The 12,355-nt window shown below is 70.5% G+C and carries 10 protein-coding genes; 5 read left to right on the top strand and 5 right to left on the bottom strand.

The features are described from left to right. Positions 1-54: 54 nt before the first annotated feature. The 5 genes from STROP_RS11090 (at position 55) to STROP_RS11070 (ending at position 6,036) form a co-directional block, all read left to right on the top strand. Positions 55-1,407 (top strand): amidase, encoded by a 1,353-nt coding sequence (locus STROP_RS11090; protein ID WP_050765059.1) that lies wholly within the window; start codon positions 55-57, stop codon positions 1,405-1,407. Beyond that, positions 1,404-2,906, top strand: coding sequence for a type I glutamate--ammonia ligase (locus STROP_RS11085; RefSeq protein WP_011906085.1), 1,503 nt, complete (start codon positions 1,404-1,406; stop codon positions 2,904-2,906). The genes STROP_RS11090 and STROP_RS11085 overlap by 4 nt, the downstream gene beginning before the upstream one ends. Positions 2,907-2,957: 51 nt before the next feature. Further along, positions 2,958-3,752: a DUF3050 domain-containing protein gene (locus tag STROP_RS11080; RefSeq protein ID WP_011906084.1), complete on the top strand. Its 795-nt coding sequence runs from the start codon at positions 2,958-2,960 to the stop codon at positions 3,750-3,752. Positions 3,753-3,821: 69 nt separating this feature from the next. Further along, entirely contained in the window at positions 3,822-4,178 is a 357-nt protein-coding gene (locus tag STROP_RS11075; protein ID WP_011906083.1) for a 4Fe-4S dicluster-binding protein, read from the top strand. Next, positions 4,153-6,036 carry a hypothetical protein gene (locus STROP_RS11070; protein ID WP_011906082.1) on the top strand — a complete coding sequence of 628 codons (1,884 nt, stop codon included), beginning with the start codon at positions 4,153-4,155 and terminating at the stop codon, positions 6,034-6,036. The genes STROP_RS11075 and STROP_RS11070 overlap by 26 nt, the downstream gene beginning before the upstream one ends. Before the next feature lie 68 nt (positions 6,037-6,104). Here the strand turns inward: STROP_RS11070 and STROP_RS11065 are convergent, their stop codons facing one another. The 5 genes from STROP_RS11065 to STROP_RS11045 form a co-directional block, all read right to left on the bottom strand. After that, positions 6,105-6,848, bottom strand: coding sequence for an antibiotic biosynthesis monooxygenase family protein (locus STROP_RS11065; protein WP_011906081.1), 744 nt, complete (start codon positions 6,846-6,848; stop codon positions 6,105-6,107). A gap of 69 nt (positions 6,849-6,917) precedes the next feature. Continuing rightward, complete coding sequence (locus STROP_RS11060) at positions 6,918-8,396, bottom strand: FAD-dependent monooxygenase (protein ID WP_011906080.1); 1,479 nt, start codon at positions 8,394-8,396, stop codon at positions 6,918-6,920. Further along, positions 8,383-9,822 (bottom strand): FAD-dependent monooxygenase, encoded by a 1,440-nt coding sequence (locus STROP_RS11055; RefSeq protein WP_011906079.1) that lies wholly within the window; start codon positions 9,820-9,822, stop codon positions 8,383-8,385. The genes STROP_RS11060 and STROP_RS11055 overlap by 14 nt, the downstream gene beginning before the upstream one ends. Next, on the bottom strand, positions 9,819-10,784 hold the full coding sequence (locus STROP_RS11050; protein ID WP_018832563.1) for an aromatase/cyclase: 966 nt from the start codon (positions 10,782-10,784) through the stop codon (positions 9,819-9,821). Before STROP_RS11050 ends, STROP_RS11055 begins: the two co-directional genes overlap by 4 nt. 19 nt (positions 10,785-10,803) lie before the next feature. Then, positions 10,804-12,315: an FAD-dependent monooxygenase gene (locus STROP_RS11045; protein WP_011906077.1), complete on the bottom strand. Its 1,512-nt coding sequence runs from the start codon at positions 12,313-12,315 to the stop codon at positions 10,804-10,806. Positions 12,316-12,355: the final 40 nt, after the last annotated feature.

Below are 12,355 nucleotides of genomic sequence, written 5' to 3'. Positions count from 1 at the left end.
CCGCTTCCCAGCACCCGACCGCCGGTTTGCCGGTCCATCCGGGAGACCAGACAACTGTTTCTCACCGGCCGTTCGACAGTTGTCGAGCATGTCGAGAACGTACTCACGGCTGTCGGGGACGTTGACCCGACGATCGGGGCGTTCGTCGCGGTCGCCGACGACCGCGCGCGGTCCGAGGCGGACGCGGCCGACCAACTCATCGGCGCTCTCGGTGAGGTCGCCTTCCGAGACCGGCCGCTACTCGGAGTCCCCATCGCGGTCAAGGACCTCATCCAGACCCGGGATCTGCCCACCCGGCGCGGGTCACTGCTGCCGAACCGCCGGCCGGCGGTGGACGCACCGGCGGTGGCCCGCCTACGGGCGGCGGGCGCGATCCTGGTGGGCAAGACCGCGACCTCGGAGTACGGGTGGAGCGCCAGCACGGTTAGTCGGGTCGCCGGCCCGACCCGCAACCCGTGGGCACCGGAGCGGACCGCCGGCGGGTCGAGCGGTGGCTCGGCCGCCGCGGTGGCGGCCGGGCTGAGTACCGCGGCGGTCGGTACCGACGGGGCTGGGTCGATCCGCATCCCCGCGGCGTTCTGCGGCGTGGTCGGGTTCAAGCCGTCCTTCGGCCGGGTCCCCTACGTGCCGCCCAGCGCCGAGCGCCTGTCCCACCTGGGGCCGCTGGCGCGCGAGGTCGCCGACATCACCGCCCTGATGGCGGTGCTGGTCGGACCGGACCACCGAGACCCGGACTCCGTAGCGGGAGCGGCGGCACCGACGGCCGCTCCCACCGCGCTACGGATCGGCTGGCTCGAGTTCCCCGGGACAACCGATGAGGTCCGTGCGGTCACGGGCATGGTGGAACCGGTGCTGGCCCGACTGGGACACCGGGTCGAGCGCATCGCAGTGCCGTTCACCGATCCCTACGGCGCGCTCGTGGACCTCCTCGCTGCCGCTGAGGCCGCTGCAGCGACGCCGGAGGAGGACCAACTCTGCGACCCGGGCCGGCTCGCTCTCGTCCGGTACGGGCGCACCCTCACCGGCGCCGCCCTCCTCCGCGCCGAAGAGACGCGGATGGCACTGCGGGCGCGGCTACACCGTGTGATGGAGCGCTACGACCTGCTGGCGATGGCGACCGTCCCGATCACGCCCTTCGCCGCTGACGACGTCGCCCCGCCCGCCACCACCGACCCGGACGGGCTGCGGTGGCTCGCGTGGTCGCCCGCCACCTACCCGTTCAACTTCACCGGCCAGCCGGCCCTCTCCCTGCCCGCCGGCGTGACGCCCCACGGGCTCCCGGTCGGGGTTCAGCTCGTGGGTCGGGTCGGCGACGACGACCTGGTGCTCCGGGCAGCCAGCCGGCTGGAAGCGGAGCTGGCCCGCCCGACGCCCCGGCCGGGCGGCGACTTCCAAGGAGAGCGATGACGATGTCCAGGACCTGGTCCCTGCCCGACAACGACAGCGGCGTCGGACGGCCCTCGTTCGTGGCCGAGTTCGGCCTCTGGAACGACGAACAGATCGCCGCTGCCGAGAAGGTCGAGGCCGCGCTCGATGATGTCGACCTGGTACGGGTCGTCTTCGGTGATCCACACGGGTTGGCCCGCTCCAAGACCGTGCCGGCGCACGTCTTCCGTACCGTGCTGCGCAATGGTCTGGACTTCAGCCCCGGGCCGTTCCTCTTCGACACCGGCCACGCCGTCGCGGTGGACTTCCTCGCCGACCCCGGCGTCGGGGTCGGCGAACTACTCGGCGCTGGCGACTTCGTCCTGGTCCCGGATCCACGGACGTTCCAGGTACTGCCTCGCGGGCAACGACGAACCGCGTGGGTCGTCGGCGACGAGTACCTCCGGGACGGCTCGCCACACCCACTGGCCACCCGTCACCTCCTGCACCGGGTCTGCGCCCGCTACGCCGAACGCGATCTGGCGCCCGTGATTGGGCTTGAGGTCGAGTGGTACCTGACCCGCCTGGTCGCCGGGCCGGTGGGCAACGCGGGCAACGGGTTCGGCCGGCAGGGGCCGGCCCCGGCGGTGGCGGCGATGAACCCCGGATACCAGTTCAACCTGGACAGCTACTACGACGCCGTGGCCGACATCGCGGACCCGCTGGCGGCCATGCTCATGGCACTCGGCCTGCCGTTGCGCACCATCGAACACGAATCCGGGCCGGGGCAGTTGGAGACGACTTTCGACCCGATGCTGGCGCTGGCGGCGGCGGACGCCATGCTGCTGTTCCGCACCCAGGTCAAGCAGGAGTGCCGACGCCGCGGCTACCACGCGTCGTTCATGACCCTCCCCGGGCTGGAGGGGTTCGATCCGAGCGGCTGGCACCTGCATCAGTCGGTCGTCGACACGACGACGAACCGCAACCTGTTCGCGCCGGACGACGGCACGACGGGCCCGCTCTCTGTCGCGGGTGAGGCCTACGTACGGGGGCTGCTGGCCCACGCACGCGAGTTCTGCCTGTTGTCCGTCCCGACCGTCAACGGCTACCACCGGCTGGCGCCGCGGTTCCCGCTCTCCCCCACCTCCGCCAACTGGCGCGAGGAAGACCGCAGCGCCATGATCCGGGTGTTCAACGCCGGCAGCGCAACCCACGTCGAGAACCGGATCGGGGAACCATGCGCAAACCCGTACCTGGTCATCGCCGCGCAGCTACACGCGGGCCTGGCCGGGCTGGACTCGGCTGACGCCGTGCCCGCTGGTGCGCAGGCCGCGGCGCTGCCGGCCTCCTTTGACGCGGCGCTGGCGGCGTTCCGCGAGAGCAGCCGGGCGGAGGAGTTGCTCGGCACGCCACTGAAGACCTGCCTGCAGAAGCTCAAGGAGAGCGAGGCGTCCCGGTTCCGCGCCTGGTGCGCGACGGAGCACCCGGCAACCGACTCCGTCACCGAGTGGGAGCACCGCGAGTACTTCGGGGTCTTCTGATCCCCAGCCCAGTGGGCCGGACCCGCAGGGCAAGACGAGAGGAGAAGGGCAATGCCACGGTACGACTGGGGCGAATCGACCCCGGCAATCGACATGCTCAAGGACGCCATCGAGCCGGCCCGGCAGAAGGTGCTTGGCCACCCGGTGTACGGGCAACTGGACAGCGTTGACGCGGTGGTCACCTTCATGGAGCACCACGTCTACGCGGTCTGGGACTTCATGTCCCTACTCAAGTCCCTGCAACGGCAGCTCACCTGCGTCGAGGTGCCCTGGGTGCCGTCGGGACAGCGCAGCAGCAGCCGGCTGATCAACGACATCACCCTGGTCGAGGAGAGCGACGAGCTGGGCGACGGCTTCATCAGCCACTTCGAACTGTACGTGGACGGCATGCGCCAGGCCGGAGCCGACACCAGCGGTATCGAGTCCTTCATCAGCCTGCTGCGCGCCGGGATGCCGGTCCCCGCGGCGATCACCCAGGCCGGCGTCCCCGGGCCGGCGGCCGAGTTCATCGGCACCACCTGGAAGTTCATCGAGGACGCCCCGGTGCACTGCCAGGCCGCGGCGTTCGCGTTCGGCCGGGAGGACCTGATCCCGGCGATGTTCGACCAGGTCGCCGCGCTCAACGCCGGAGTCGGTGTGCTCTCCACCTTCGTTGACTACCTCCGGCGGCACATCCAGGTGGACAGCGAGGAGCACACGCCGATGGCGATGCAGATGCTCGCCGACCTGTGTGGGGACGACAAGGACCGGTGGGAGCAGTGCAAGGACACCATCAACACCGCCATGGCCGCGCGGACCCAGCTGTGGGACGGCATCTCCGCGCAGCTCCGGCGGTCCGCCCATTGACCGAGGGGAACTCCGCTCCGGGCCGCCGCTGGTCGGCCCGGGGTGCCCCCAGCAGGAGGTGAGCAGGAGATGCCGTGGACACGAGAGGCCGCTGCCCAGGCAGGCGCCGCGCGGGACGCGCGGATCATGCAGCGCACCCGCAACGAGGCGTGGAAGAAGCCGCCACGCCGGATCGAGAAATCCGAGTGCATCACGTGCGACACCTGCCTGCGCAACTGCCCGCCCGAGTTCGGGGCCATCTTCGATCGGGGACTCGACGTCGTGATCATTCCCGAGCTGTGCTCCGGCTGCCCGGTCTGCGTGCTGGTCTGCCCGGTTGACTGCATCTACCCGGATCCGCAGTGGACACCAACCGACGACAAACTCTGGGATCACATCGGCCTGACCACGGAGGATGGGCATGACACTGCCAGTCGAGCCGGATAGCGGGTTGTCCCGCAGAGCCGCCCTGGCGAAGGCGCGGCAGAGCCGACGACCGAGCCGACTCGGCCGGCCGGCCGGCGTTACCGCCACACCCGACTACCCCGTCGCCAGCGACGCCGGCTTTCCCGGCCTGCTGAGCCGGGTCTGGCAGCAGGCGGTGGCCACGCCAAGCCCGGCCGTGGCGGTGGAGACGCTGCTGACCCTCGGCGGACACGTTCCGGCGGAGATCCAACTACGGGCGCTACCCACCGCAGCGGAGTGCGCGGTACGGGTTCTCTTCGGCCGGACGTGGCGCGGTGACGATCCGGCCGCCCGGCACGTGGACAGCGCCGGGATGGCCTTCCTCGGCGAGGTCGGGCTGACCAGGAGCGGTCGGATCGCCGTACGGGTTCCGTCCCAGGGTCCGCTGACCGGTACGGAGGATCTGGTCGGCGGCGTGCTGCGGGTGCCATGGTCGACGCGGGATCTGACCGCGTACCAGGCCGAGCTCACCGCAGCCACCGCACGACTACACGACTCGGTCGCCGACTGTCGCCGCTGGCTCACCGAGGCACGGTCGGACGGTCGGGAGAAGCTGCTGACGGAGCTGACCGAGGCGGTTCGCCGAACAGCTCCGGTGGTGTTCTACTGCGGTGACCGGCAGTACACCAACTTCCGCGACCGAAACACGCTGACCGGCAAGACACTTTGGCCGGGGCACCCGGACTGTGCACTCAGCGCCCTGGTCACCGTCCCGCTCGACCTGTGGTCCGACGACGACGTGTTGCTGGTGGTCTCGCTCACGCTGCTGGTCCGGTCGGCGGGGTACGCCCGGATCGAGGAGGCGAACGGCACGCAGCTGACCCTCGAACACGTGGCCCACCTCCTGGAGCGGACCCGGGTGGCGTACAACGAGATCCCCGGCGGTGATCCAGTGCCGCCGGCCACCTCGACCGAGGTGACGGCGCTCGACGCACTCGCGGTGGCGATCGCTCGGCGCCGCCGGGAGATCAGCACAAAGGTCCAGCTCTACCGGGACATCCACGGGCCCCTGATGCACAAGATCGAGCGGGTCGCCGGGCCTGCCACGAGCCGGGCACATCGAACGGACGCGGCACTCAGCGCCCACCTGCGTGACCGGCTGCCGGTCACCGGCGGCACACTGCGCGAGCTGGGTGCCGCCGTGGCGGCATCGCCCGGCTGGCTGGCTGAACCGCATGGCGACTTCGGGACCGGGCTGGAGTCCCTGGTGTACGAAACCGTCTCCGCGACAACCACGGTCTTCGACGCCGACTTCGCGATGAGCCGCGGCATGCGATCGTTGACCAGGTTGGTCGCGGCGCTGCGGGACGAGCGGTGGGCCACCATCGTCTCCTGGGACATTCCGCACTTCTTCTGCTGCGTGGTGCCGGCGCCGGCGGCCCGGCGACACTTCGGGAACTCCGCCGCGCGCCTGGCCGACGCCGCGTGGTCGATGGCCGCGCGCATGCAGTACAACTCGTGGCACTTCCTCGCCGGCAACCTGCCGCCGGTCCCGGAGGTGGTGGACCGCGACTACTTCGCCCCGCCCACCATCCCGGATCTCGCCTACCACTCCGACCAACACCACCACGGTCACGTCGCCGCCCAGGTGCGGTTCAGCATCCGCAGCCCGCAGCCAGTGGCGGTACTGGGCCGCGCCTTCACCGGCTTCGTCGACCTGCGGCTGCTGCGCTGCGCGGGGCGGCCGTTCGACGAGCAGGACCTGCTCGCCGCAGATCGGGCTTCGGGCTTCATTGCCACCGCCACGGCCGAGGCCGCCACGCTGGTCGCCGCCGGCACCAACCTTGAGGTGGCCGCGTTCGACAGCCAGTGGCACTGGGCGACCATCACCGGCCAGTAGCGCTCTGGGGGATCCGGTCGCGGCCCGTGACGGAGGCCGCACGGCCGCGACCGGATGCCCGGAGAAGATCAGGCCGACGCGGGCTGAGCGCTGGACCGGGTGTGGACAACCCGATAGGTGTTCCAGGCGGTGGTGGTCGTGAGGGAGTTCCGCTTCTCCAGCGACCTACGGCGGACCGCCGGCTGGTCGGCGGCGGGTCGGGTGCGAAACGCGTCGAAGGCCTCCGGGCCGTCCCACTGGGAGTAGACCACCACGAAGTCCCGCTCCTCGCCGACGCCGGTCAGACCACCACCGCCACCCTGGACACCACGCGCCCGAATGCCGCGTAGCAAACTCTGCGAGCGGTAGCCCGGTACGTCAACCAACCACTGGTGAGCCGCACCCAGGGTGCTGATCAACTCGTCCTGGTCAGCGGGGGCCACGCCGAGGATCTCAATCACCGTGTAGTCATCCCGAGCCGGTGAGATCTCCGTGACCGCACCGAGCGCGGGGTGGCGCTGGCTCGCCTCCACCTCGGTCTGCAACAACCGAATGAAGGTGGTGATCTCGTGGAACACCGGAACCGTACGGTGCTTGAACTCGTCGCCGGCGTACCGCGACTCCAGGTCCTGTTTGCCGCGCCACTGGATGAAGTTGGCGGTCCCCGGCTCCGCCAGGCCCCGATGCACGGTACTGGAGATCCAACCGGGGTAGTCCGCGGTGTCGACGATCGCCCGCATCTCGCCGACGAGTCGATCCACTCGCTCGGCGGTATCGGTCTTGAACAGGTTGATGACCGTCAGGTAGCCGTTTTCGGGGTCGATGAAGGGCATGCGTCTCCTCGCTCCTCTAGGGGCGCGCGGGCTTACGCCGCGCGGGTCTTCCCGGCTGGGTCAGCCGGGTCAGGGCCGTCCAAACCACCGGATGAGGGCCTCCGGCAGGCCGGTGCCGTCCGCCGTGCCGGAACGGGCCCACGCGATGTAGCCGTCCGGCCGCACCAACGCGGCGTTGACCTCCGCCAGCGCACCGGCGGGCCGCGACGACGCGGTGACCACGTCAACCCGGTCCTTCCAGGGCGCGGCTACGGCGCGCAGCTCGGCATCGTCGGCCAGGTCGAGGACGACGCCTCGGCCGCTGTGTAGGAAGCTGAAGGCCTGGGCCGCGCCGGCCGACCCGAAGTCACCGGTGAGTTCGGTGTCGGGCAGCCGCCGGCCGAGCAACGGATGGTCGTCGGCCCCCACGTCGTAGCGGATGTCCAGCCCGGTAACCATGCCCACCAGCAGCTTCTGGGCCTCCTCGTAGGCGAGCAACTCGGTCATCACCGCCCGCATCGGGTCCAGTTCGTCGCCGCCCAGATACAGAATGCGCTGCGCGAGGGTGTTGGTCAGGATCCGGGCGGCGACCGGGTGCCGCTCGGTGTGGTAGGTGTCCAGTAGGCCGTCCGGAACGTGACCATTGATCGCCGCGCCGAGCTTCCAGCCCAGATTGACGGCGTCGCCGATGCCCGCGCTCATCCCCTGCGCACCAACCGGCAGGTGGATGTGGGCCGCGTCACCGAGCAGGAACACCCGTCCGCGCCGATACTCCGCCGCCTGGCGGCTGGCGTCGGTGGTCCAGCTGGTCCACAGCGGCTTCCCCCCGCTGATGTCCTCACCGGTCAGCCGATTCCACGCTGCGGCGATCGCCTCGAAGCTCGGCGCCCCTTCGCCTTGCCGGGTCACGCCGCGTTCGTAGACCACCACCCGGTTGACCTCCGGGCCCAGCGGAAGCACCATGACCATTCCGCCGGGTACGCGTTCCCCGGAGAATCGGGGCCGCAGCGCGCAGCCCGCCACGTCGGCGAACCACATCTCGATCGTGGCGTCGGTGCCCGGGAAGTCCACTCCGGCCAGCTTCCGTACGGTGCTGCGGCCACCGTCGCAGCCGGCCACGTACCGGGCCCGCAGGCGCTTGGAGCCCGCCGGCGTGTCCACGTCCAGCTCGACGCCCCCGTCGATCTCCCGCAGCCCGGTCACCTCGTAACCACGGCGGAGGGCAGCGCCCTGTTCGGTGGCCCAGCCCGTCAGGATCCCCTCCGTGAGGGACTGCGGTTTGCCCCGGGCCCCGTACGAGCCCCCCGGCACCACCTGATAGTTCAGCGGCAGCCCACCGAAGTGGCCGAACGGGATGGTCTGTAGCTCACCGAAGCGGGGCAACAGTCCGCGCTGGTCGAACTCCTCGATCGTCCGGGCCGAGAAGCCAAGCGCTCGAGACTGCTTCGTCGGCTCGGTGAGCCGGTCCAGCACGAGGGCCTCGACGCCGGCAAGGCGCAGTTCACCGGCGAGCATGAGCCCGGTGGGGCCGGCCCCGACAATAATGACATCTGCGTCAAAGTCTGGCATTTCCCTTCCTACCTTCCACCCACAACAGCTTCTCGATTGCCTGTTCCAGGCCCTCCTCGTCGTCACCGGCCCAGGCGACATAGCCGTCGGGGCGCAGCAGGAGGGCGGTGGCCTCCAGTGGAGGAGCACCGTCGTAAGTCGCGTGAACCGTCCGCACCGTGGTGCGGTGGGGACTGTCCGCACCCGAACTGAGCCGGACAATGACGGGCTCGGTGCCCGCCATCGGAAGCGGACCCGAATCGGTCCGCAACCGCAGATTCGTAGCCCGCCGCCCGATCGGCGGTGGACCGGGTGGGCCACACCGGTCACTCAGATTGGCGGCGGTCTCGGCCAGATGATCACGCACCGGCCGCAGGCCGACGAGCTCAGCCAGGATCGCCCGCAACGGCTCGACCTCAGCGCCCCCCAGCAGCAGCGTCTCCTGCGCGGTAACGTGATCCAGCACCCGCGCCGCGACCGGGTGCCGCTCGTCGTGATAGCTGTCGAGGAGTCCGGGCGCGGCCCAGCTGTGCACCGCCGCGGCCAGCTTCCAGCCCAGGTTCACCGCGTCCTGGAGTCCGACGTTGAGCGCCTGGCCACCGATCGGAAGGTGCCAGTGGGCGGCGTCCCCGGCCAGCAAAACCCGACCCCGTCGATACGCGCCGACCTGACCCCGGGAGTTGTCGAACGCATCCAGCCAGACCGGCGTGCCCCCGGAGAGGTCCTCGCCGGTCACTGCCGCCCAAGCCCGGACGACCTCACCGAACTCCGGCCGCCCCGCCCGCGCGGTTACCGGCTGACCGGCCACATGCACCATCACCCGAGTGACACCGGCTCGGGTCGCCGCGACCGCGAGCCCCGCGGGCCGCCGCTCGAACCTCCGGTCGCGGATCCGAAGTCCGGTCACGTCCGCCCGCAGCAACTCTCTCGTCGCCGCGGTAGCCGACACCGGGAAGTCCCACAGCCGGCGTACGGTGCTGCCCGATCCGTCGCAGCCGACCACGAACCCCGCCTTCAGGCGCTGCCGACCCGTGGGCCCCCGGAACTGGCAGACCACGTGGTCGGACCCGGCGGTGAGTCCGGTCAGTTCGTGCCCCCGCAGCACCGTCACGCCCCGGCGCCGGGCGTGCTCACCGAGCACGGCCTCGGTCCGGTACTGGGGTACCTTCCAGTTGCCCCGGTACGCGCTGTCCAGCCCCGACAGGTCGAATCCCAGGCCCGCGAAGTGGGCCCGCGGCTCGTGCCCGGCCTCGGCAAGCAGCGCGTGCAACCCCCGCTCGTGCAGCAGCTCGGCGGTGAGCGTGGAGAGCTGGCCCGCCCGCGACTCGGTCATCGGGTCGGCCAGCCGTTCCACGACGACGACCGGTACCCGGGCCCGGCCCAGCTCGACTGCGAGCAGGAGCCCGACCGGGCCGGCACCGACGATGACGACCGGGGTGACCGTCACGGCACTACACGTCCGCTACCAGCGCTCTCGGCGTACGCCTTTGCGGCCCGCAGGGTCGTCAGGCTGTTGGCGCCGAGGGCGCTACGGACGAACTCCCGGGCAGCCGGCAGGTCGGCCTTTGGCCCGAGGACCTCGGCGATCCGCGCGGTATTGATTCGCACGGTGTGCCGGGAGGTGACCAGCACCCGCCCCGGGCCCTGCTCCTCGATCAACCACCGACCGACGTGCAGCGTCAACAGGGCGGGCAGGACGACCTGTTTGTAGACGATGCCGTGGTGTGGCTCGCACACCCGGACAGAGCACGTCGTGTGCACCGACCCGTCCTTGGTTCGGGTATCCATCTCCAGCACCTGAAGCCCCGGTGTCTCCTCCCCCAGCACCACCCGAGCGACGTGCGGGAGCCGCAACGGCCATCGACGGGCGTCATTGAGAAAGTCGTAGACCTCCGCGGCACTGCCGGTGACCGGCACGGTGTCGTCGAAGGAGAAGCGCTGGTCGGCGGCGGCGAGCTCCGCAGCCGTCTTGAGCGCCGCCAGCTCCGACGTGCTGTTGCGATCCACTGCTCGCCGGATCCAGGCCAGATCGTCTGGGTCGTCGCTGGCCGCGAAGAAGTCATGCAGTAGCCGCACCCGACAGGCGGAGCCGGAGATCGGCTCGATCACCCACGCCCCGCCCATGCCGCCGACCGGATGCTGCGAGCGCTCCTGCCGGAAGGAGACGGTCCACCGCTCCCGGTCGTGCCGTCGGCGAGAGGTCCACGTCTTGGCGGCGCCGTTGGCGGTCGCCCAGATCCGAACCAGCTCGTCCTCGCCGTCACGTTCAAGGCACTCGGCGTGGACCGTCGGCGGGAACACCTCCGGCCACCGGCCGACCTCCTCGATCATCGCGTACACCCGCTCGGCGGGTGCGTCGACGACGACCTGATGCTCCGTCTCGTGCACCGTATCGGTGGTCACGTTCACCTCCCTGTGTACCGACTGTCTAGTGGGCGCGCGCGAGGCGGTCCGCGTCCGGGGTGTCACCGGTGGGGCGGGCCGCGCCGAACCAACGCCGCAGGGCGTCGACCAACTCGCCTCCGCCCGGCGCCACCCAGGCGAGGTAGCCGTCCGGTCGGACCAGCACCGATTCCAGGGGTGGGCCGTCGGCACCCAGGCCGGCTGGCATGTGTCGCACGCGTACCAGGTCGACCCGGTCGGACCAGGCGGCGGCCAGTCGGGCCGTCACCGCAGAGTCCGCAGTGGTGATCAGGACACCACGCGCCGCCTGCAGCAGCCGGGCGACCCGGTCTCGGCCGCCCCCGACCAACTCCAGTTCGCGGTCCGGAATCCGCACACCGACCAGCGGTGCGGCGTCCTCCTCCGGGGCGTGTCGAATGTCGAGTCCGCTCACCATGCCGGAGAGGTGCCGCGCCACCACCGGGAGCGCGATGAGCTCGGCCACCACGGCCCGCAGCGGCTCGACCGAGTTCCCGCTGAGGTTGAGGATGCCCTGGGCGCGGGTGTTGCGCAGGACCCGGGCCCCTACCGGATGCCGCTCGTGGTGATAGGTGTCGAGCAACCCGGCGTCCGCTGTGCCGCGGACCGTGGCCGCCAGCTTCCAACCAAGGTTGACCGCGTCCTGCACACCGATGCTCATCCCCTGTCCGCCGGCGGGCAGGTGAATGTGTGCGGCGTCACCGGCCAGCAGCACCCGCCCCCGCTGGTACTCCGTAACCTGGCGGGTAGCGTCGGTGAATCGGCTGACCCAGCGCGCCGCGCCGTGATGGATGGACTCGCCGGTCAACCGCTGCCAGGCGTCCGCCACGTCTACGAAGGTGACCTTCCGGTCACGGTCCGGTGGGGTGCCGGTCTCGCAGACGATGATGCGGGAGTAGCCCTCGCCGAGCGCCCCCGCCATGACCATGCCGTTTGGACGCAGCTCGCCGATCATCCGCGGCCGGATGTCACAGCCGGTCACGTCCGCCAGGTACATCTCGCAGGTCGCATCCTGGCCAGGGAAGTCAAAACCGGCGAGCTTGCGTACGGTGCTCCGACCGCCGTCGCAACCAACCAGGTAGTGGGCCGAGTATTCGACCCGGCCGTCCGGGCCCTGCACGGTCGCCGTGATGTGATCGCCGGTATCACTCAGCTCGATCAGCTCGTGCCCCCGGCGTAGGGTCGCCCCGAGCTCCAACGCTCGGTTCTCCAGCATCTCCTCGACCGTGAACTGTGGCGCGCCGCGTACGCCGAAGTGCGAGTCCTCGAGCACCCCGAAGTCAAGCGGAATGCCTCCGAAGTGTCCCTGCCGGGTTATCTCGGTGTTCTCCAGCCGCTCCAGCAGTCCTCGCTGCGCGAAGACCTCCGCCGCCCGCGCCGTGAATCCGATGCCGCGGGACTCCCAGCTCCGCTCGTTACGCCGTTCGATGACGATGACGCTCGCGCCGCCGAGCCGGAGTTCGGCCGCGAGCATCAGTCCGGTGGGTCCGGCTCCGATGACGATGACGTCCGTGTCCATCTTCTGACCTCAGCTTCTCAGTGGAGGCGGTGGAAACGGC

Source organism: Salinispora tropica CNB-440, assembly GCF_000016425.1.
Lineage (GTDB): Bacteria > Actinomycetota > Actinomycetes > Mycobacteriales > Micromonosporaceae > Micromonospora > Micromonospora tropica.
The sequence above is the reverse complement of the archived record's forward strand: the minus strand, read 5'-3'. Positions and strand labels throughout refer to the sequence as shown.